The organism is Salinisphaera orenii subsp. orenii MK-B5 (assembly GCF_003788635.1).
Classification (GTDB): Bacteria; Pseudomonadota; Gammaproteobacteria; order Nevskiales; family Salinisphaeraceae; genus Salinisphaera; species Salinisphaera orenii.
Genome location: NZ_AYKH01000018.1, coordinates 16,677 through 38,944, shown reverse-complemented (window position 1 = coordinate 38,944; position 22,268 = coordinate 16,677). Strand labels below are relative to the sequence as shown.

17 protein-coding genes are annotated in these 22,268 nt (G+C 67.8%); 12 read left to right on the top strand and 5 right to left on the bottom strand.

Translation table 11 applies throughout. The features are described 5' to 3' along the window. Positions 1–604 precede the first annotated feature (604 nt). The 3 genes from SAOR_RS09995 to SAOR_RS09985 form a co-directional block, all read right to left on the bottom strand. A complete protein-coding gene (locus SAOR_RS09995) occupies positions 605–1,426 on the bottom strand; it encodes a hypothetical protein (protein WP_123631297.1) in 822 nt (273 codons plus the stop codon). 85 nt (positions 1,427–1,511) lie between these two features. Further along, entirely contained in the window at positions 1,512–2,486 is a 975-nt protein-coding gene (locus tag SAOR_RS09990) for a PHP domain-containing protein (RefSeq protein WP_123631296.1), read from the bottom strand. After that, positions 2,464–3,528, bottom strand: coding sequence for an aldo/keto reductase (locus tag SAOR_RS09985; RefSeq protein ID WP_123631295.1), 1,065 nt, complete (start codon positions 3,526–3,528; stop codon positions 2,464–2,466). Before SAOR_RS09985 ends, SAOR_RS09990 begins: the two co-directional genes overlap by 23 nt. 125 nt (positions 3,529–3,653) lie before the next feature. Between SAOR_RS09985 and SAOR_RS09980 the strand changes: the two genes are divergently transcribed. Next, the gene (locus SAOR_RS09980) at positions 3,654–4,802 is read left to right on the top strand and encodes an alpha/beta fold hydrolase (RefSeq protein ID WP_123631294.1); all 1,149 of its coding nucleotides are present in this window, start codon (positions 3,654–3,656) and stop codon (positions 4,800–4,802) included. Between the two features lie 61 nt (positions 4,803–4,863). Next, the gene (locus SAOR_RS09975) at positions 4,864–6,522 is read left to right on the top strand and encodes an FAD-binding dehydrogenase (protein WP_123631293.1); all 1,659 of its coding nucleotides are present in this window, start codon (positions 4,864–4,866) and stop codon (positions 6,520–6,522) included. Positions 6,523–7,187: 665 nt separating this feature from the next. Here the strand turns inward: SAOR_RS09975 and SAOR_RS09970 are convergent. Then, positions 7,188–7,574 (bottom strand): septal ring lytic transglycosylase RlpA family protein, encoded by a 387-nt coding sequence (locus tag SAOR_RS09970; protein WP_123631292.1) that lies wholly within the window; start codon positions 7,572–7,574, stop codon positions 7,188–7,190. Between the two features lie 193 nt (positions 7,575–7,767). Between SAOR_RS09970 and SAOR_RS09965 the strand changes: the two genes are divergently transcribed. From SAOR_RS09965 to SAOR_RS09920, 10 genes are all read left to right on the top strand, one after another. After that, entirely contained in the window at positions 7,768–8,415 is a 648-nt protein-coding gene (locus SAOR_RS09965) for an HAD hydrolase-like protein (protein WP_123589381.1), read from the top strand. A gap of 384 nt (positions 8,416–8,799) precedes the next feature. After that, positions 8,800–9,621 carry a thioesterase family protein gene (locus SAOR_RS09960; RefSeq protein WP_123631291.1) on the top strand — a complete coding sequence of 274 codons (822 nt, stop codon included), beginning with the start codon at positions 8,800–8,802 and terminating at the stop codon, positions 9,619–9,621. Positions 9,622–9,744: 123 nt separating this feature from the next. Continuing rightward, positions 9,745–10,599 carry an SDR family oxidoreductase gene (locus tag SAOR_RS09955; RefSeq protein ID WP_123631290.1) on the top strand — a complete coding sequence of 285 codons (855 nt, stop codon included), beginning with the start codon at positions 9,745–9,747 and terminating at the stop codon, positions 10,597–10,599. Between the two features lie 288 nt (positions 10,600–10,887). Beyond that, on the top strand, positions 10,888–13,167 hold the full coding sequence (locus SAOR_RS09950; RefSeq protein ID WP_185015631.1) for a TonB-dependent siderophore receptor: 2,280 nt from the start codon (positions 10,888–10,890) through the stop codon (positions 13,165–13,167). Between the two features lie 143 nt (positions 13,168–13,310). After that, positions 13,311–14,894, top strand: coding sequence for a pyridoxal phosphate-dependent decarboxylase family protein (locus SAOR_RS09945; protein ID WP_123631288.1), 1,584 nt, complete (start codon positions 13,311–13,313; stop codon positions 14,892–14,894). A 7-nt stretch (positions 14,895–14,901) separates the two neighbouring features. Beyond that, positions 14,902–16,227: a lysine N(6)-hydroxylase/L-ornithine N(5)-oxygenase family protein gene (locus SAOR_RS09940; protein ID WP_245965437.1), complete on the top strand. Its 1,326-nt coding sequence runs from the start codon at positions 14,902–14,904 to the stop codon at positions 16,225–16,227. A gap of 48 nt (positions 16,228–16,275) precedes the next feature. Beyond that, positions 16,276–16,884 carry a GNAT family N-acetyltransferase gene (locus SAOR_RS09935; RefSeq protein WP_123631286.1) on the top strand — a complete coding sequence of 203 codons (609 nt, stop codon included), beginning with the start codon at positions 16,276–16,278 and terminating at the stop codon, positions 16,882–16,884. After that, positions 16,881–18,689, top strand: coding sequence for an IucA/IucC family protein (locus tag SAOR_RS09930; RefSeq protein WP_123631285.1), 1,809 nt, complete (start codon positions 16,881–16,883; stop codon positions 18,687–18,689). The genes SAOR_RS09935 and SAOR_RS09930 overlap by 4 nt, the downstream gene beginning before the upstream one ends. A gap of 97 nt (positions 18,690–18,786) precedes the next feature. Next, entirely contained in the window at positions 18,787–19,371 is a 585-nt protein-coding gene (locus SAOR_RS09925; RefSeq protein ID WP_185015630.1) for a cyclodeaminase/cyclohydrolase family protein, read from the top strand. 111 nt (positions 19,372–19,482) lie between these two features. After that, a complete protein-coding gene (locus SAOR_RS09920) occupies positions 19,483–20,643 on the top strand; it encodes a sensor histidine kinase (RefSeq protein ID WP_123631283.1) in 1,161 nt (386 codons plus the stop codon). A 182-nt stretch (positions 20,644–20,825) separates the two neighbouring features. Here SAOR_RS09920 and SAOR_RS09915 read toward each other — a convergent pair whose 3' ends face one another. After that, complete coding sequence (locus SAOR_RS09915) at positions 20,826–22,262, bottom strand: sodium:solute symporter family protein (RefSeq protein ID WP_221179944.1); 1,437 nt, start codon at positions 22,260–22,262, stop codon at positions 20,826–20,828. Between the last annotated feature and the right edge of the window lie 6 nt (positions 22,263–22,268).

Genomic DNA, 22,268 nt, shown 5'->3' with positions numbered 1-22,268 from the left:
TCGCGACGCGCTACGCCAAACGACTCTCGTCGTTCCTGGCCCAAGCTCAGATCGCGTGTCTCTGCTTATGGCTCAAAATTTCGTGACGACACGCCCTAGGACTGCTGTTCACCTGAGGGGAATCGAACACGCGTAGCACCGCACCCGCTATCGGCCGAGCAATATCGCGGAGGCAGGCGCAGCTCGGGCCGGCAACGGCCGACGCCCGCCTCACGGGCCGTGACGACGAGGCCCGTGACGCCGGTTCGGCCGCGTGGCGAGTCGATACCGCCGGTGGCGATTGGAGGTTGCCGGGCGGCCGAACGCACGATCCAACCGGCAGACGCTGGCGTCGGGTTGGGGTACGAAAGCGATGCGCGTATTCGTCAGGCGAAGGCCCGCGACGGCGTCCGAACCAGTCCGACCAAGTGCCGGGTCGTCGGGCCAGATGTAAAAACAAGGCGCGCGGCGGTTGTTTGGATCTCGGGGGCCATAACCGGCCGATACCAAGCGCAGCCGTATGTACCCGCGCCGCCGCTTCTGCGCCTGCACGGTGGGTATAGCACGCCCCGGATCGAGGAGCCGCAAAGCGCCGGGTGGCGCCGCGCGGCGTGACGACCCGGCGCTAGCGCGCGAACGCGTACTCCACCGCCAGCCGCAGGGTGCGGTCGGCGGCGTCGTCGTCGAGGTCGAACAGCAGGCCGAGCTGGTAGCTAAGCTGTGCGTCGCCGCCGATCGCCAGTTCGCCGAACAGCGCCGGGCCGGCACGATGGTCCGGCGCGTAGCGCGGCGCATGGGGGTTCTCGCTCTCGTCCTCGTCGTCCTCGGTCAGGAACTCGTGTTCGCCGAAGCCCTGCACGCCGAGATCGAGCGGCCCGGCGGGTGGGTGCCAGCGGGCCTGCCAGCCATAGCTCAGACCCACGTCGGGTGCGCTGACCATGGCCCGGTCGAGAAATATGTTGGCGCTCAGCAGCCAGTGAGCGAGCCGTTTCTCGAACACCGGGCCGAGCACGAGTTCATCCTCGGAATCGTCGATGGTGCCGATCTCATAGGACAGGAACAGTCCCGTGTCCGGCCAGAGGCCGTCGCCGTTGCCGGGCAGGGCGAACACGTTTTCGATCTGGATCTGGTGCAGGTGAGTCGCCGAGCGCGGGCCGTTGACGAGGACCGGCGATACGCTCGCACGCCAGAAACCGGTGGGGCTGTAGCCGATCTCGGGGCGGGTTTCGTGGGTCGCGTTCGCGCCGTCGTCCGTGCCGTTGCCACTGAGGTCGTAATAACGCACGCCCACCTCGAACTCGCCGGCTTCGACCCGCGACGAATAGATCTCGTCGTCCGGGCCGACGTCCGCGCTGGCTTGGCTGACGATGCCGGCCACGGCCAGCCATACGGCCGCGCCGCCCCGACACGCGCGCAGGCACGGGCGGTGAATCTCGATGTGGTTCACGATTGTTTCTTGTAGTTATCCCCGCTTGCATAGTGCGCGCGGGGCGCGGCCGTGGCAACGCGGAGCGTATCGTTGGCGCCTTCCCTCACTCTGCGGCGCCGGCCCCAGGAAAGCGCCGATCCTGCCAGACCGCGGGCAGGTCACCCGGCAGCGCGCGCAGCCGGCCGAGGCCGAGCCAGAACTGCTCGGGCGCATGAAAGTCGGAGCCCAACGAGCCCGCGAGGCCATGCTGCGCGGCGTTGCGGGCGGCGGTGATTTCCTGCTGGCGGTCGGTGGTGCCGGTACTGATCTCCAGAGCGTCGCCGCCGGCTTGTGCGAAGGCCGCGATCGCACGTTGGCGCCAGACCGCGGAAAAGCCGTAGCCGAAAGGGTGGGCCAGCACCGCGATGCCGCCCGCGCCCTGAATCCAGGCCACCGCGTCTTCCAGCGGGGCCCACTCGACCGCGACGTGGGCGTCGCGCCCCGGGCGCAGGTGGCGCTTGAAGGCCTGGGCGTTATCGCGACAGACGCCGTCCTCGATCAGCAGGCGGGCGAAATGCGGGCGCGTGATCTGGCCGTCCCCCGCCAGCGCCTGCGCGCGGGGAAGGGCGTCGGCGACGCCGCATTTCTCCAGCTTGTGGGCGATGCGTTCGGCGCGTTCGCGGCGCGTGTGCTGAAGGCGGGCGAGGCCCGCGCCCAATCCGGCGTCGTCGACGTCGAAGGCCAGCCCCACGATATGCAGCGTGCGCCGCTGCCAGGTCACCGAGATCTCGACGCCGTTGACGAAGCACATGCCATGCGCATCGGCCGCGGCGCGGGCGTCGGCGAGGCCGTCCGTGGTGTCGTGGTCGGTGAGCGCGAAAGTGGTCACGCCGGCCTCGGCCGCACGGGCGACGAGCGTGCCCGGCGTCAGGCGGCCGTCGGAACGAGTGGAATGGGCATGCAGGTCGATCACCGGCGCATGGTCGCACGCGGATGGCTCATGCCCACAAAAAAAGGCGCCGCGTGGGCGGCGCCTTCTCCATGGCTGGCCGGGGCTGGCCGGGCGGGTGCGGCGTTCAGCTCGTGTAGTCCTCGGCATGGGCCGCGTGCAGCACCCAATCCGCGGCGCTGAAGCGATCGGAGGCGTGCAGCGCCTGGTGCCAGTAGGGATAGAGCAGATGCGGCCGGCTGACCTTCTCGATCGCGGCCTGCTCGTCGTCGCTGAGCTCGAGCTCGGCGCTGGCGAGATTGTCTTCCAGCTGATGTGCCTTGCGTGCGCCGATCACGGCGGTGGTCACGCCCGGACGGGCGGTGATCCAGGCCAGCGCGACCTGGGCTGCGGATACGCCGTGGGCGTCGCCGACTTCCACGAGTGTCTCGATCAGGTCGAACAGGCGCGTTTCGTCGTGAATCGGCGGCTCGTCCCAGCCTTCGGAAATACGCGTGCCTTCGGGCGTGGCCTGATCGCGGCGGTACTTGCCGGAGAGCAGACCGCCGGCCAGCGGGCTCCAGATCATGGTCCCCAGCCCGGCGTCGTGGGCCATCGGCATGAGTTCGTACTCGGCCTCGCGTGCCTGCGGCGTGTAGTGGATCTGCTGGCTGATCGGCTTGGTGAAGCCTTCGCGCTCGCAGACGGCCATCACCTTCATCGCCTGCCAGGCCGAGAAGTTGGAGATGCCGTAGTAGCGGATCTTGCCGTGGCCGACGAGTGTGTCGAGCGTCTGCAGCGTTTCCTCGAGCGGCGTCACGCCGTCCCACATGTGCATCTGGTAGAGATCGATATGGTCGGTGTTCAGTCGCTTGAGGCTGGCCTCGACCTGATCGCGGATATGCAGGCGAGACAGGCCGCCGTCGTTGGGGCCGTCGCCCATGGGGAAGCGCACCTTGGTGGTGAGCAGCACGTCGTTGCGCTTGTCGCCGAGGGCCTTGCCGAGAATCTCTTCGGACAGCCCCGCCGAATACATGTTGGCGGTATCGAAGAAGTTTACGCCGTGGTCGATGCTCTGGTCGATCAGCCGGCGGGCGCCGTCGACGTCGGTGTCGCCCACCTTGGCCATGAAGCCTTCGCCGCCGAAGGTCATGGTGCCGAGGGTGAGCTGTGAGACGCGCAGGCCCGAGTTGCCGAGTGTGCGGTACTGCATGGAATGCTCCGTGGATAGCTGTATGGCCCAACGTTAGTGCGACCACGTCGGGATTCAATCAGGCGATCCGATCGCGGTAAGCTAAAATGACGCCTTTTCGGATAAGCCCTGGGGGATGCAACGGCATGGCTTCGTCGATCACCGCGGTCCGGGACCGCGTCGCCACACGGCTCAGGCGCAGCGGGATGCGCCTCGAACACGCATGCCGGTATCTGTTCGATCGCGGCTCACTCATCGAGGCCGGGCAGACGCCGTTCACCGTGATCCATTCGCGGGGGGCGGTGCGCCTGCGCTACTACCCGCCGCTGGCGGCCTCCGGTATCGAAGGCCTCGGCAGCCGGCAGTCGGCGGTCCGGCAGGGGCCTCGCACGCCACTGGTGCTGGTGCCGCCGCTGGCGGTCAACATGCGGGTCTACGATCTGTTTCCACAGCGCAGCCTGGTGCGCTATCTGCGCGCTCGCGGCTTCGAGCTGTATCTGGTGGACTGGGGCGAGCCCGGCCGGGCCGAGGACCGGTTCGGCCTTGCCGACTATTTCGGGGCGCTGCTGCCGGCCATGCTCGAGCGCGTCCGCGCGCACAGCGGCGTGCGCGCCGTGTCCCTCCACGGCTGGAGCTTCGGCGGCCTGTTCAGCCTGTGCCACGCGGCGCAGGCGGCACCCGGTGATATCGCGAATCTGGTGCTGGTCGGCACGCCCGTGGACTATCACGACAACGGCGTCCTCGGCGAACGTTACCGGGCGCTGTCGCGGCGGGCGCGATGGCTGCGGTGCTGGACCGGCCTCGATGCCCATCGGTTGCCGCCGGGGCTGCTGCGATCCCCCGGCTGGCTCAACGCAGTGGTGTTCAAGGCCACCAGCCCGGCGGCCAGCGCGAAGAGCTATTTTCGGCTGCTGCGCAATCTGCATGACGCAGCGGCGGTGCGAGCGCATGCCACGCAGGCCGCCTTTCTGGACGACATGGTCGCCTACCCCGGCGGCGTGGTGGCGGACTTCATCGATCGGCTCTGGGTGGACAACGTACTGGGTTCCGGGCGGCTACCGGTGGCGGGCGAGGCCCCGACGCTGGCTGCGGTCGACGTGCCCATCTACAACATCACGGGCCGCGGCGACGCGATTGTCACTCCGGCGTGCAGCCGCGCGATGACGCGTTTCGTGGCCAGCCCGGACATCACCTGCGAGACCGTTCGCGGCGGCCATGTCGGCATCGTATCGAGCGCCACGGCACGGACCGAGACCTGGGGCCGGATCGCCGACTGGCTGATCGCGCGTGACTAACGGCGCCGATCGGCGCGATACACTCGCGGCGAGCGGGCGCGGCGACAGGGAGACAACCGTCATGGCAACCACAGTGGATGCGATCGTCGTCGGGGCGGGCCTGGCCGGTCTGGTCGCGGCCGCGGAACTGGCCGATGCCGGCCGGCAGGTGCTGATCGTGGAGCAGGAGGGCGCGAATTCAGTGGGCGGCCAGGCGCACTGGTCGCTCGGCGGGTTGTTTCTTGTCGACAGTCCGGAGCAGCGCCGGATGCGCATCCGCGACAGCGCCGAGCTCGCCCTGCAGGACTGGCTGGGATCCGCGGCCTTCGATCGGCCGGTGGACTACTGGCCACGGCGCGCCGCCGAGGCCTTCGTCGATTTCGCGGCGGGCGAGATGCGCCCCTGGCTCGCTGCCCAGGGCATGCGCTGGTTTCCGGTCGTGGGCTGGGCGGAGCGCGGCGGCGGTCTCGCACACGGGCACGGCAATTCCGTGCCGCGTTTTCACATCACCTGGGGCACCGGGCCCGGCGTGGTCGCCCCGTTCGAGCGTCGCGTGCGCGCCCACGAGGCCGGCGGGCGACTGCGGCTGGCGTTTCGCCATCGTGTCAGCCGATTGCTCACGACCGCCGGCCGCGTCACGGGCGTGGCCGGCGAGGTGCTGGCCGACGACGGCGTGGCCCGCGGCGAGCGCTCCAGCCGCGATGTCGTCGACACCTTCGAGTACGCCGCCGGCGCGGTGATCGTGACCTCGGGCGGCATCGGCGGCAACCACGAGCTGGTGCGCCGTCACTGGCCGGTCGAGCGGCTCGGCGCGCCGCCGCGGCACATGCTCTCGGGCGTGCCGCACCACGTCGACGGGCGCATGCTGGAGGTCGCGCGGGCGGCCGGCGCCGAGGTGATCAACGGCGATCGCATGTGGCACTACACCGAGGGCATCGCCAACTGGGACCCGATCTGGCCGGCCCACGGCATCCGCATCATTCCAGGGCCGTCGTCGCTGTGGTTCGACGCCGACGGCGCGCGCCTGCCCGCGCCCTGCCTGCCGGGCTTCGATACGCTCGCCACGCTCAAGCACATCCTGGCCACCGGCCACGATTATTCCTGGTTCGTGCTCACCCAGAAGATTATCGAGAAGGAGTTCGCGCTCTCCGGCTCCGAGCAGAATCCGGACATGACGTCGCAGCGGTGGTCCGAAGTGCTCAAGAGCCGTCTGTCGAAAGGCGCGCCGGCGCCGGTCGAGGCCTTCAAGTGGCACGGCGAGGATTTCGTCGTCGCCGACAACCTGGACGCGCTGGTGGCCGGCATGAACCGGCTTGCGGGCAACGATCGCATCGACCGCGACGCGCTGGCGCGCCAGATCGCCGCCCGGGACCGCGAGATCGACCATCCCTATTCGAAGGACGCGCAGATCACGGCCATCCACGGCGCGCGCCGCTATATCGGCGACAGACTGTTCCGCACCGCCACGCCGCACAAACTGCTCGATCCCGCCAACGGGCCGCTGATCGCGGTGCGTTTGCATATCCTCACGCGCAAGACGCTCGGTGGGCTGCACACCAACGTGGACGGCCAGGTGCTGGATGCCCACATGACGCCGATACCGGGGCTCTACGCCGCCGGCGAGGTGGCCGGCTTCGGCGGGGGCGGCCATCACGGCTACAACGCGCTCGAGGGTAGCTTTCTCGGCGGCTGCATCTTCTCGGGGCGCTGTGCGGGGCGCCACGCCGCGGGACAGGTCTAGCGCCTGTTGACACGTCATACGAGCGTCGCGTGGAGCCGGCACATCGCGTGCGGCAAGGCGGGAGTCGCCGGTCGTGGGGCGCCCCGATCGAGACGGGCCACGCCGCAGCGCGCCCATGGTTGATTGTTATTGGGCGGCCCAATCCTTCGGGGCAACCGCTTTTGTGCCGCAACCCAGCGTTCTAGCCCGGTGGCGTAGACGCCGGCGCGGCGCGCACGACGCCCCGCCTTGCCCCACAACCTGGCTCGCGCCTCACGATCGAATCACGGACAAGCGCTGCCCATGCGGCGGAAGACCGCGGCTGAGCCGGTCGAGCGCTACCGTACCCCGCGCCGGTCCGGCATGCCGCCTTGACCGAGGCCGGCGGACTGGCAAGTCCGGGGTCGCCAGCCGAGGGGATTTCCGACGCCGGGCCAGGCGGTGTCGCCGCTGCGAAACGCCGTGATAATAGGTGACAGGGATGGCACGACACGGCCCGGCGTCGTGATGCCGGGTCGCGACGGACGCCGCATTCCGGCCCGGCAGAGCGGATCGCCCGACGTCGCAGCATCGCCCCCCGTTCGCGGCGGCGAGCCGCCGTGTCAGAAGATGGCCGGCGGGCCCGCCCACCCTGCGGGCCGGCGCGTATCGATCGCGCCTAGCGCGGGCGCGGTTGTCCCGCGGGTTCAGTCGATACGCCGCAGCTCCACGGTCGCCACGCCGCTTTCGATCATGCCCAGACGTTCGGCGGCCGCGCGCGACAGGTCGATGATGCGGCCGTCGGCATAGGGGCCGCGGTCGTTGATGCGCACGGTGACGGTGCGTCCGTTGTCGACGTTGGTCACACGCACCCGTGTGCCCAGGGCGAGGCGGCGGTGGGCGGCGGTCAGCGCCTGCGGGTCGAAGGCTTCGCCACTGGCGGTCGTGCGCCCGGCGAAACGGGCGCCATAGTAGGCGGCCTCGCCGGATTGATAGACGGGCGCGGCGGCCTCGGCTGGCGGCTCGGCAACGCCGGACGGCGTTGGCGCTGGGCGCGGCCCCGCACAGCCGGCGAGGACGGTGACGACCAGCATCCAGACCCGGATGCGGCGTGCCGCACCGAAGCCGCGGACGGGCCCGCCGGCGGGTCGGTGCTGGCGGCCGCCCGCCCGCGCCCGGCAGAATCGGCCGGGTTCTTGCTTATGAGCGAACAGGCCGGGGGGCCGGAGCGCGCGCGTAGACAACACAAAGCGTCCTCCCCAGTTCGAGGGCGTCCGACAGGTGCGTATGCAACACAAGGTACTATTGTTCGATCTGGACGGCACGCTGACCGACCCGCGCGAGGGCATCACGCGCTGCGTGCAGTTCGCGCTGGCGCGCCAGAACATCCGGATCGACGATCTGGCCCGGCTGGAGTGCTTCATCGGGCCCCCGCTCAAGGATGCGTTCATGCAGTTCTACGGCATGGACGATGCTTGCGCCTGGCAGGCCGTGACGGACTACCGCGAGCGCTTCGCCCGCGACGGCATGTTCGAGAACCGCCCCTACGACGGCATCCGCGATCTGCTGGCCGCCCTCAAGCGGGGCGGGCGCCAGCTGTTCGTGGCCACCTCCAAGCCCTGGTTCTTCGCGCGCAAGATCGTGGCCCACTTCGATCTCGACGGTTTCTTCAGCAACGTTTACGGCAGCGAGCTCGACGGCCAGCGGGCCGAGAAACACGCGCTGATCGCCCATATCCTGCGCGAGGAAAAACTGCGGGCCGCCGACGTGCTCATGATCGGCGACCGCCGGTTCGATCTGATCGGTGCGCACCACAACGGCATCGCCAGTGCTGCGGTCGGCTACGGCTACGGCAGCCGCGAGGAGTTGCTGGCCGAGCATCCGGCCTATTTCTTCGAGTCGCTCGCCGAGATGCGGCGCACGCTCGTGGTATAGGGGCTGCTGAGGTTTCGTACGCGTCGGCGCCAAGCGCGTCGCGTCCTGAAAAATAGAGCATGGGCGGCAAGACGACGCGTCATGCGCGCCGAGCAGTCACTCTGCACCAGCGTGCTACAACGCTGGATTGCCGCATCTTGTTGATTCGTGCGGGCTTTTTCCGGCGAGCTGGACCGCTCATGCAATGACCATGGGCGGTTGGCGGCGTTGCGAGCCCGGGTCGTGGCACGCCACGATCCGGACGGGCAACGCCGCGGTGCGCCCCGGGTCGATTGTTCATCGGCGGCCCGCCCCGACGGGCCGGGCGCCGTGGTGCATCTGGGCCCGCGCGCGCGGCTGCGCTAGGCTAGCGTGCTTTGCCCACTTCGACCGGGAGTCGACTGCATGAGTGAATCCGCCGAGCGCACGCCACTGTCCGAACTGCTGGCCGGGTTTACGGCCACCGAGAGCGGTCATCGCGTGCAGATCCCCGCGGACTGGCTGCAGGGGCGCGCGGTCTATGGCGGCCTGTCCGCGGCGCTGGCGCTGCACTCGGCCCACGGTGCGCTCGACGCGCTGCCGCCGCTGCGCTCGGTCCAGCTCACTTTCATCGGGCCGGCGGGCAGCGACGTGGAGCTGCGGCCGGTGCTGGACCGGCGCGGCAAATCCACCGCATTCGTGAGCGTGGATATCGTCAGCGGCGGCCGGCTCGCCGTGCGTGCGGCGTTATGCTTCGGTGCGGCGCGTGATTCGCGCCTGGCCGCAGGCGGCCCGCTCGCGCCGGCCGTCAGCGGGCCGGAAACCAGCGATCCCTTCTTTCGTCGCGGCGTCGACGGCCGCCATCTCGGCCCCAACTTCGCGCAGCATTTCAACAGCCGACATGCGGCCGGCGGCCTGCCCATGTCCGGTGCGGACGCCGCCGACTTCACCGTCTGGCTGCAGCACAAGGACACGACCATGGCGGATTCGCTCGTCGGCCTGGTGGCGCTGGCCGACGCGCTGCCGCCGGCCGCCATGGCCAGCTTCGTCGAGCCGGCGCCGATCAGCACCATGACCTGGATGTTCGATCTGCTCACCGGCGATCCGCGCACCGACGACGGCTGGTGGCTGTGCCGGAGCACCGCCGATGCCACGCGCGACGGTTATTCCTCGCAGGCGATGACGATATGGAATCGGGCGGGCGAGCCGGTGGTGGCCGGCCGCCAGAACGTGGCGATCTTCTATTGAACGCCGCGCCCGTGGCTTGAGCGGCACGCCGGCCGCCGCGGCGCATCGGGAATAACGCGTATAGGCGTCTCCGCGGCCACGACCTAGCCTTGGACGGACCTTTTCGCAATCGAGGTTCGCCCCATGAGTGACAAGCAGTTCCCCGCCCAGTCGCAGCAGACCCAGCCCGGCGACGAGGGCGAGATGACGCCCGAGCCGGAATACATCCGCGCCGACTATCAGGGCACCGGCCGGCTGCAGGACCGCGTGGCCGTGATCACCGGCGGCGACAGCGGCATCGGCCGCGCGGTGGCGGTGCACTATGCCGCCGAGGGCGCGGATGTGGTGCTGGTGTATCTCGACGAGGACGACGACGCGCGCGAGACCGGGCGGCTGGTCGAGGCGCGCGGGCGCCGCTGCGAACTGCTGCGCGGCGATGTGGGCGATGCGGACTTCTGCCGCGAGGTGGTCGAGCGCACGCTCGAGCGCTTCGGCCGGATCAACATCCTCGTCAACAACGCGGCCGAACAGTACGACTGGAACGACGTCACCCGGATCCCCGAGGACCAGCTGCTGCGCACCTTCCAGACCAATATCTTCAGCCATTTCCACATGGCCAAGGCCGCGGTGCCGCATCTGGGCGAAGGCGACACCATCATCGCCACCTCCTCGGTGAACGCCTTCAAGGGCAACGACACCCTGATCGACTATTCGGCCACCAAGGGCGCGATCCAGGGCCTGGTGCGGTCGCTGGCGCAGTCCCTGGTCGATGAGGGCATCCGTGTGAACGCGGTCGCGCCCGGGCCGGTCTGGACGCCGCTCATCCCCGCCAGCTTCGGGCCCGAGAAGACCGCGCACTTCGGCGGCCAGGTGCCGATGGACCGGGCCGCCCAGCCGAGTGAGATCGGCCCGGCCTACGTCTATCTCGCCAGCCGGGAGTCGTCCTACATGACCGGTCAGACGCTGCATCTGAACGGCGGCGTGATCCTCAACACCTGAGCGCGCGGCCGGCGCGGCGACCCAGCCCCGCGGGCCCGGTGCCCGCCTATCGGCAGGCGCCGAGCCCGGGTACAGCGTGCCCCACGGTTGCGAATACGTCTTATTTGACCCATGCGTGCGATTTAAATAATAATCATTCTCATTATCACGCGGCCCGGCCGATCGTCCTGATGGGGCCGGGCTCGCTCACCAGGGAGAATGGGGATGGATACGGTAGAGTTTGGTCGCGATCACGCGGGGGCGCGGCCGTGGGTTCGCGTCCTGGCATGCGGCGCACTCGGGCTTGGCATGTCGGCGCTGCCCGTGCTCGCGCTCGCCCAGGTGGGCGACACGGACGGCGACGCCCAGCGCACCGAGTCGCTGGGCGAAATCGGTAGCGGCGGCTCGGGCGCTGCGACGAACGACCGTCTGGGCTCGCAGTCCCTGGATCCGCTCATGGTCCAGGGCGAGGCGATCAACAGCGCCGATGCGCCGACCACCGGCTATTCGGCCGACGCCACCCGCGCGGCCACCAAGACCGACACGCCGCTCATCCAGACCCCGCAGGCCATCGACGTGGTCCCGCGCGAACAGGTCGAGGACCAGGGCGCGCGCACCATCAACAACGCGCTGCGCTACACCCCCGGCGTGTTCACCGGCCTGGCCGGTTCGTCGTCGCGCCAGACCACCATCGCGCTGCGCGGCTTTCCCGGCGGCGATGTGAACAACACCTTCCTGGACGGGCTACGCTTGGCCAACGACCCGGGCGCATATTCCAATATCCAGATCGATCCGTTCTTTCTCGAGCGCATCGACGTCATCAAGGGCGCGCTGTCGGCGCTCTACGGCCGCGCGCAGCCCGGCGGTCTGGTCAACTACGTGACCAAGAAGCCGCTGGCCGAGCAGCAGGGCCTGGCGCGCGTCTACGGCGGCAGCTTCGGCACCTACGGCGCCGGTCTGGACCTGACCGGGCCGCTGCCGAATCCCGAGATCGGCAACTACCGCGTGACGGTCAGCGGTGAGACCAGTGACACCCAGTACGACGTGGTCGAGCGCGAGCGCTTCACGATCATGCCGCAGGTGGACTTCAATCTCGCCGACGACACCTCGCTGCTGCTCCAGGCCTATGTCCAGCGTGATCCCGAGGGCGGTTTTCACGGCTCGGTGCCTTACGACATCAGTGTGAACGGCGATCGGTTCGGGCGCACGGTCGATGATGAATGGGTCGATGCCGCACGCAATTACGAAACCTTCGATCGCGATATCAATATGTTCTCCTTCCAGCTCGACCACGAAGTCAACGACAACGTGACGCTGACCTCGAAGGGGCGTTATGCCGAGGTCGAAACGTCGCTCGAACAGGTCTATCAGAACGGCTTTCTTGCCGATGTGCCGCAGGCAACACTCGATTTCCGCGAGGACAATACGCCCGGAATCCCGGCCGGCTATTACGACCAGTTTTCACCCAACGCTCTCGATCGCTTCTACTCCCGCGCGGAAGAGGATCTGACTTCGATCAGCTTCGACAACTACGCCGAGTTCGGTTTCGATACCGGTGAGATCGAGCACCGGATGGTGGCCGGTTTCGGCTACGAAGAACGCGAAAACTCGGTTCGCTACGCCAGCGGCTACCTCGCGAGCCCGCTCGAGTCGTTCGATCCCGATTACGGCGGCGATCCGATTCTCGATGACGATAGTCTCGCGCCGGCCAACGACCGGAAGACACGCCAGGTCGGCTTCTATCTGCAGGATCAGATGGAATGGAATCGTTTCCATCTGGTGCTCGGCGGCCGTCAGGACTATCTCAAACGCGAATACACTACCGGCTCGACCGGCGAACGCCTGGAGCGAAGCGACGATGCCTTCACCGGTCGCGCGGCGTTGCTGTATCAATCGCGGGTTGGCTTGTCGCCGTATGTTTCGTATAGCGAAGGTTTCAACCCCAGCGCCTATACGCCGTTCAACGGCGAGATCGCGTCGCCGGTCGAAAGCCACCAGTACGAGGCGGGTTTGAAGTACCAGCCGCCGGGCGTCGACGCCATGTTTACGCTGGCGGTCTACGACCTGACCCAGGAAAACGTGCAGCAGCGATTCCAGGTGGAACCGGCGCGCTTCGACAGCGTGGGTGATGTGGAATCCCAGGGCATCGAATTGTCGGCGCGGGCGGATATCACCGACCGCATCAACGTGATTGCCTCCTATTCGCACAGCAACGTCGAGTATGCCGACAACTTCCCCGACCTGGGCGTGATCGAAGGCAACACCTTCACCCGCACGCCGGACGACCTGGCCTCGGCCTGGGCGAAATACGATCTTACGCCTGCGATCGACGTGGGCGCGGGCGTGCGCTATGTCGGCGAAAGCTATGCCGATAGCGCGAACACGCTGACCGTGCCCGATTACACGCTCGCCGACGCCATGGTCAGCGTGAAGCTCGGCGAATTCGCGCCGTCGATGGACGGCGCCACGCTGCGGCTCAACGCCAACAACGTCTTCGACAAGGAATATGTCGAAGCCTGCTTCAGCCAGACGAACTGCTACTACGGCTACGCCCGCGAGGTGATCGCGACGCTGGATTATCAGTTCTAGGCGGTAGTCGGCCGCAGGGCCGCGGCCCGCTGTCGTCACGGCGGCGGGCGCGGTTCGGATATCGAAATAAGAACGAGGGGCAGGGCCTGCGCGCCGCGGCGCGCGGGGCGAAGCGTTTTTATCTCGACACGGAGGGTGGCGCCATGCGCACCTCGACCCCGGTACCGTCGATACATGACCGTGCCGATGCCACGGGCGATCCGGAGATCGCCCGTTCCGCCCAGCTGTTCAACGAACACAATCTCGATCTTTACCGCGATCAGGTCCACCAGGCGGCGGACGCCGTCGCGGCGGCCCTGCGTCGGGCGCGGCATGTGCACAGCGGCGTGCGGCCCGACGAGCTGGCGCCCGATTTCGAGGCGCTCGATCTGGATACGCCGCCGGGCGATATGCCGGCCGCGCTCGACGAGCTGCGCCGGCTATATCTCGACCACGCGGTGTATTTTCATCATCCGCGCTATGCGGCGCACCTGAACTGCCCGGTGCTGGTGCCGTCGGTCGCGGCCGAGGTGGTGCTCAGCGCGATCAACTCGTCGCTGGATACCTGGGACCAGAGCGCAGGTGCGACCTTCATCGAGCAGAAGCTCATCGCCTGGACGGCGGCCCGGGCCGGCCTGCCGGAGGCCGCCGACGGCGTGTTCACCAGCGGCGGCACGCAATCGAATCTCATGGCCGTGCTGCTCATGCGCGATGCTTGGTGCGCGCGCGAATATGGCCACGGCCGCGTGCAGACGCACGGGCTGCCGGCGGCGGCCTCGCGCCTGCGAATCTTCGTCTCCGAGGCGAGCCATTTCAGCCTGGCCAAGGCCGCCGCGCTGCTGGGCCTGGGCCACGAGGCGGTCGTGGGCGTGGCCTGCGACAGCGCCCGGCGCATGGACGTGGCCGCGCTCGAGCGTGCGATCGCGCACAGCCGCGAGCAGGGTGATATCCCGATCGCCGTGGTGGCCACGCTTGGCACCACCGACTTCGGCAGCCTGGACGATCTCGGCCCGATCGGCGCGGTCTGCGACGCGCAGCATCTCTGGCTGCACGTGGATGCGGCCTACGGCTGCGGGCTGCTGGTGTCGATCGCGCATCGGGCGCGCATCGCCGGGCTTGAACGCGCGGATTCGCTGACCGTCGACTATCACAAGTCGTTCTTCCAGCCGGTCAGCTGCAGTGCGTTCATCGTCGCCGACGGCGCGCAGCTCGGTCTGGTCACCCATCATGCGGACTATCTGAACCCGCGCGAGGCGGCCGCGGCTGGCACGCCCGATCAGGTCAACAAGTCGCTGCAGACGACCAAGCGCTTCGACGCTCTCAAACTGTGGCTGACCCTGCGCACGGTCGGCGCGGACGCGGTGGGCGCGGCCTTCGACGGCGCGATCGCGCTTGCACGGGCCACCTGCGAGCTCATGCTCGCCGAGCCGCGCCTGGAACTGCTGCACCGGCCCGAGCTGAGCACGATCGTGTTCCGCTACCGGCCGTGTCTGACCACGTCCGAGGCCGAACTCGACCGCCTCAACGCCGCGATCCGGGCGCAGCTCGCGCGCGACGGCGAGGCCATGATCGCGGCGACCCGGGTCGGCGGCCGGCGCTATCTCAAGTTCACGCTGCTCAACGCCGCGACCACGGTCGAACAGATGCGCGAGATCGTCGATCTCGTGCTCGAATATGGCCGGGCGAACGCGGTCGGCGCGGTGCCGGGCTCGGCCGCCGTCAACGCGCAGTGGCGCCGTCATGGTTGAGCCCGCCATGCACATTCACGACGTCGCCGGCATCGGCATCGGGCCGTTCAATCTGGGCCTGGCTGCGTTGTCCGCGCCCATCGACGATCTCGACGCCGTATTCATCGACGAGAACGATCACTTCGATTGGCATCCCGGGCTGCTGCTGGAGGGCGCGACCCTGCAGACGCCGTTCATGGCCGATCTGGTCACACTCGCCGACCCGACCAGCGACTACAGCTTTCTCAACTATCTCAAGCAGACCGGGCGCATCTACGCGTTCTATATCCGCGAGCAGTTCCATATGCTGCGCGCGGAGTACAACCAGTACTGCCGCTGGGTCTGCGAGCGGCTGGACAACCTGATCTTCGGCACCCGCGTGGTGGCGGTCGCCCACGACGCCGCTGCCGGCTGCTACACGCTCACGCTCGCGGATACCGCCACCGGCGCGCGCCGCGAACTGCATGCTCGCGCACTGGTACTGGGCACCGGGCCCGACGTGCATGTGCCGGCCTGCTGCCGCGAACTGGGCGGGCGCGTGGTGCACGCCAGCGCCTTCGCCCACGAGCGCGCACGCCTGCAGGCCGGCGAGTCGATCACCGTGGTCGGCAGCGGCCAGAGCGCGGCCGAGGTCTTCCATGCGCTGCTGGCCGAACAGCCGCGGCACGGCTACCGGCTCGACTGGTTCACCCGTTCGCCGCGCTTTTTCGCGCTCAACTACGACAAGCTCACCCTGGAGATGACCTCGCCGGAGTACGTCGATTATTTCCACGGCCTGTCGGAACACCGCCGCCACCGGCTCGGCGAGGACCACAAATCGCTCTACAAGGGCATCGACGAGTCGCTGATCAACGCCATCTACGACCTCATGTACGAGCGCGATGTGGCCGGCACCCTGGACGTCGGCCTGCAGGCCAACGTCGAACTGCGCGACGCCCGCCACGACGCCGTTCGAGACACGATCGAACTGGATTTCGTTCAGCACGAGCAGGGCGCGGGTTTCACCCATCGCAGCGCGTCGCTGGTGCTGGCCACCGGGTTTGCGTATCGCGTGCCGGACTATATCGACGGCATCGCCGATCGGATCCGCTGGGACGAGCAGGGGCGCTTCGACGTGTCGCGCGATTACGCCGTCGACCACGCGAACGCCGAGATTTTCGTTCAGAACGCCGAGATCCATACCCACGGCTTCGTCACGCCGGATCTGGGCATGGCCTGCTATCGCAACGCCTGCATTCTGCGTGCGCTCACCGGCGTCGAGCATTACCCGATCGAGCGGCGTATCGCCTTTCAGCAGTTTGCGGTGCAAACGCCGGATACGCCGGCCGTGAATCGTCGCCGTACGCCGGCCTGAATCGCCTCGCCGCGCGGCACTGACTGCATGCCCTGACAGGAGACGAGCTTGACCGACACCCGCGTTATACAGGCGTGCCGGATTCCCGGTATCGGCGAACTGGCAATCACGCCGTTCGATATCGAGCGCCACGTACCGACGGCCCATGCCTGGCTGCGCAGCGACCACGCCCGCTTCTGGGGTATGCAGTCGCTAACCGCGCCGCAGGTTCGCGACTACTTCCTGCGGCTCGCCGCATCGGCCGACTTCGATGCCTTCATCGGCCTGCACGACGGCGTGCCGGCATTTCTCATGGAGCGTTACGCCCCGGCTGCCGAGGCCATCGGCGCGCACTACGACGTCCAGCCCGGCGATATCGGCATGCACGTGCTCGTCGCCCCGGCGGACAGGCGCATCCCCGGTTTCACCTGGGCGGTGTTCGTCCAGATCATGGATTGCCTGTTCGCCGATACGCAGGTCGAGCGCGTCGTGGTCGAGCCGGACGTCGCCAACGAAGGCATTCATCCGATCAACCGCCGTGCCGGTTTCGTCTATCACCGCCGCGTCGAACTGCCCGGCAAGACCGCGTGGTTCGCCACCTGCACCCGTGCGGACTATGCCGCCGCGCGGGCCCACCCGCACAACGCCCCCGCCGCCGCAGCAAGGACCCGCTCATGAGCCGCATGCCTATCGTCGCAACCGAACAGGCCATCGCCCATCTCGATACCGGCACCTGGGCCCGCGCGAACGCCCGGTTGGTCGTGAAGATGCTCGCCGAGTTCAGCCACGAGCTACTGATCGCCCCCGTACCCGAGACCGAGCCGCACGCCGCGGATTCGGCCGTCTACACGCTGACCACCCACGATGCGCGGGTGCGCTATCGTTTTCGTGCCACGGTGCGCGCACTCGAACACTGGCATATCGAGCCCGCGACACTGGAAAAGACCGTCGACGGCGCCCCCGCGCCGCTCGACGCCGTCGAACTCGTGCTGGAACTGCGCGCGCAGCTGGGCATCGGCGATGCGGCCCTGCCGACGTATCTCGAGGAGATCACCGCCACCCTCTACAGCCTGGCCTGGAAGCTCGCCGCCGGCGGGCTAAGGGCGCGCGATTTCGTCGACGCCGACTTCCAGCAGATCGAGGCGGCGATGACCGAGGGCCATCCCGCCTTCATCGCCAACAGCGGGCGCGTGGGTTTCGACAGCATCGATTACCGCGCCTATACGCCCGAAGCCGCCGCGCCGATACGCCTCGTCTGGGTCGCGGCCCACGTCAGCCGCGCCCAGTTCACTTGCAGTGCCGATCGCAGCTACGCCGAGCATCTCGCCGGCGAACTGGACGCCGCCGATCGCACAGCCTTCGCCGAGCGCCTCGAAGCGCGCGGGCTGGACGCCGCCGACTATCGCTTCATGCCCGTGCATCCGTGGCAGTGGCACAACCGCATCGTCTACGCCTTTGCCGGCGAGATCGCGGCCGAGCGGCTGGTTTATCTTGGTTTTAGCCAGAACGCCTACCAGGCGCAGCAGTCCATCCGCACGCTGTTCAACCGCGACGCGCCCACGCGCTGCTACGTGAAGATGGCGCTATCGATCCTCAACATGGGATTCTCGCGCGGGCTGTCGCCGTACTACATGCGCGGCACGCCCGAGATCAACGACTGGATCGATCGCCTGCTGCGCGGCGACGCCTACCTGTGTGACAAGGGATTCACGATCCTGCGCGAAGTCGCCGCCATCGGCTATCGCCACCCGCATTTCGAAGCCGCCGCGCCCAGTACCGACGGCGCCAACAAGATGCTCGCCGCGCTCTGGCGCGAAAGCCCGTACAACCAGGTCGAGGCCTCGCAGCGGCTCATGACCATGGCCGCGCTGCTGCATCGCGATGCCGAGGGCGCCTCGGTGATCGGCGCGCTCGTCGACGCCTCGCCGCTGGATATCGATGCCTGGCTGTCGCGCTATCTCGACGCTTACATGAGCCCGTTGCTGCACTGCTTCTATGCGCATGACCTCGTGTTCATGCCGCACGGCGAGAACATCATTCTCGTACTGGAGGACAACGTGCCGGTGCGCGCGATCATGAAGGACATCGCCGAGGAGGTGGGCATCATGAACACCGACGTCGAGCTGCCCGGCGAGGCCGCCCGACTGGCGGTCGCCGTGCCGGAAGAGCTCAAGGTGCTCAGCCTGTTCACCGATCTGTTCGATCTGATCTTTCGCTATATCGCGGACATCCTCGCCGAAGAGTGCGACTATCCGCCGCAGGCCTTCTGGCAGCGGGTGGCCGACTGCGTGCGCGCCTACCAGGCCGCGCATCCCGAGTTCGCCGACAAGTTCGCGCGTTACGACCTGTTCGCGCCCGCGTTCAAGCGCTCCTGTCTCAATCGGCTGCAGCTGCGCAACAACGCGCAGATGATCGATCTCGACGATCCGGCGGGCCATCTGCAGTTCGCCGGCACGCTCGCCAATCCGATCGCCGATCTCTAGCCGGCCGCGTGCCCGCCCGGCGCCGGTGAACGAGCGCTTGGCTCGTGGCCCGGACATGGGACAATGCCGGTCTGGTCGATCGGCACAAACGCATACCATGGCCGAACACAGTATCTGGCAGATGACGCTCGGCGAATTCCGCGACGCGATCGAGTCGCGCTCCATGCCCGGCTGCGGCGCGGCGGCGGCCAGTTCCGCGGCGATCGGCCTGGCGCTCGTGCTCAAGGGGCTGCGTATCAGCGAATCCAAGGCGGCCTGCGCCGAGCGCGCACGGCTGATCGAGCGCGCCGACGCCCAGCTCGCCGCGCTCGGCGATTACGCCGACGAGGATGTGCAGGCGTTCAACGCCTACCTCGCGGCGCGCCGGGACACGGCGGATGAGGGCGCGCTGCAGGCGGCCGTCGAACGCATCAACCGCGTACCGGTGGATACCGCTCGCTGCTGTCTGGAGGCGCTCGAACTGGCGGTGGCCGCGCGCGGGCTCACCCGCGAGAGCCTGCACAGCGATACCGACGCCGGCGCACGCCTGCTGCATTCCGGGCTCGCCATGGTGTTGCTGAACGTCGACGCCAACGTGCGCAACCTCGATGATGCCGGCGAACGCGAGGCGCTCGCACGCACACGCGAACAATTGCAGACCGCCGCGGATCACGCGCTGGAGCGTTTGTCGGCAAGCGGTTAAGCTTCGTGTCCTCGCCCGGATCCGGGCATCGGTGCGTGATCGCCGTCCACGTACAGTATTTTCCGAAAACGACGCCGCATCTGCCGTGGCGCCGGTCAGAGGGTGAAGACGATGGGACAGCAAGGCCTCGAGTACCGTCTGCGCCAGCAGTCCCTGGTATCCGATCTGGGGCTGTATGCGTTGAACAGCCACGATTTCGCAGTGCTCGCCCAGGAGGCGACCCGCATCGCCGCCGAGGGCGTGCAGTCGAATCTGGCGAAAGTGCTCAAGTACGAGTCGGATGATGAGCGTCTGCGTGTCTATACCGGCATCGGCTGGCAGCCAGGCGTGGTCGGCCGCGCCACCGTGGGCGCCGGCATGGACTCGCCGGCCGGCTACGCGCTGCACACCGGCGAGCCGGTCGTCAGCAACCATCTGTCCAGCGAGGAACGGTTCCGCACCCCCGAACTGCTGATCGAACACGGGGTGACCCGTGCGATCAACGTCATCATCCAGGGCACGGGCGAGCCGTTCGGTGTGCTCGAAGCCGACGCCTCCGCCGAAGGTGCCTTTGACGAAGACGACGTGGACTTTCTGCAGTCGCTGGCCCACGTGCTCGCCTCCGGCATCGAGCGGGGACGGATCGAGTCCGAACTCGAACAGGCGCTGCGCGAGAAGAACACCCTGCTCGACGAGCTCAACCACCGCGTCAAGAACAACCTGCAGGTCGTGAGCAACCTGCTGGCGGTCGAGACCGCGCGCCTGGACGATGCCAACGCCAAGGCCCGTCTTCGAGCCGTCGGCAACTGCGTGGCCGCGCTCGGGCGCATCTACAACCGTCTCTATCAAGACGGGCAGACGCGCGACATCGAGTTCGGCGGCTATCTGCACGAGCTTTGCGGTGAACTCGACGCCTTCTACAGCAACGACGACCACCCCGTGCGCGTGTGCTCGTCGGTCGACGCCGTGTTCGTCGATCTCGATCACGCCATTCCGCTGGCACTCATGGTCAACGAACTCATCGCCAACAGCGCCCGGCACGGCTTTCCCGAGAGCTCGGACGGCGAAGTGCAGGTCACCCTCGAGCACGCCGACGGCGACATCCTCGTGGTCGTGGCCGATAACGGCCGCGGCATGGCCGACGACGCCCCACAGGGCCTCGGCCGCGAGCTCATGTCCACGCTCGGCGACCAGCTCGGCGCCCGCATCGAGACCTACGATAACAACGGCACCACCGTGCGAATCCGCGTGCCCGCGGATGCGCTGCAGCGCGATACCGATGCCTCCGCCTAGCGCTTCGTCCGCCGCGCTCCGGTCGGAGTCGGCACAAGCTAGTCTGTGGTTCAGCCAGGCGACCGCGCGGCGCCGGCGGGAAACGGCTGCGATGTTCTTCGGCGAGGAAAAACTCGCATCGTCGCGGCCGGCGGCCGGCTGACGGTTGCCGCCGCCGCATCGAAGGATGGCTGCCCGCGTTCTTACTCCGACGCGGGGGCGCTCTCCCGTCGCGGCGTGGCCCGCAGCGACATCGCCACGATCGTGACGATCGACAGGGGCAGACCGATGAATACCGGATGCAGTCCGAACGGCTGACCGAGAAGCTGCCAGAGTATGGCCACCAGCAGCCCCACCCACATCGACGCCACGCCCGCGGTGGGTGTCACCCGGGGCCAGAACAGTCCGAACAGCACCGGTGCGAGAATGCCGGAGACCAACATGGCGGTGCCCACGATCCAAAGCGTGACCAGTTCCGGAATATAAAGCGCTAGTAGAGTGGCGATGACTGCGGTCAGCGCCACTGAGAGCTTGCTGTAAAGCAACATGCGGTGGCTATCGGGATTATCGAGTCGCGGCCGTATTATGTCGTTGACGATGGACGCGCTACCGGCGAGGAAGAATGAGTCCGCGCAGGAAATGACGGTGGCTAGGAGGGCCAGCACCATCACCACCACCAGTGGGAAGGGGAACACCGCGCCCACGGTCTGGTAATAGATCAGTGACGGGTCGTCGGTTTCCAGTTCGAGGCCGTAGCGCGCCATGACGCCGATGGCGACGATCGCGAAGCCCACCACTGTCTGCAGGATGACCGCAGTCCAGAAGCCGGTCTGGATGGTGCGCATCGATCGCGCCGCCCAGATCCGCTGCCACAGATCCTGGCGCACCATTTGGTAGGCGCCGATCGTCAGCAGCGCCACGGCCACCTGACTCGGCGGGATATGCAGCCAGTTCAACTGCGCCGCGTTGCCGGCTGCGCGGGCGTTTTCGCTGACCTGGCTCCAGCCGCCGGCGACGCTCAGCACCACGAAGAACAGCACGAAGATGCCGATGGTCTGCACCGTGCCGTGAATGGCGTCCTGGAAAACCACCGACTTCAGGCCGCCCAGATAGGTCTTGATCGTGAGCAGCACGGCCCCGAGGAGAATGCCGCGGGTCATGTCGAGACCGATGGTCAGGTTCAGGATCGTGGCCACCGCCACGAACTGCATGCCGGTGATCGAGCAGTAGGCCACGAGCATGGACAGGGCCGTGGGAAAGCGCGCCTTTGGCCCGTAGATGGCGCTGGTGAAGTCGCCGACGGTGACGAGGCGGCGCTGGCTGCCCATGTCGCGGATCGGGCGGATCATGAACAGGGCCATGAATATCGAGGTCACCAGCATCACGATCAGCAGCCAAACCTGCCCCATGCCGAGCTCGTAGCCCTTGCTCATGAAGCCCAGAAGAATGGAGCCGCCGATGGCGGTTCCGACCAGCGTGAGCGTGATCGGGAAGAAGCCCACCGAGCGCCCGGCCACGCTGTAGTCCTCGTAGGTGGTGACGCCGCGGTTGATGACGAACGAGATCGCCACCAGCAGGAGAAAATAGGCGCCGATCAGTATGCCGAGCACGGTCTGGTCGAATGCCGAGAACATGGCCATGGGTGC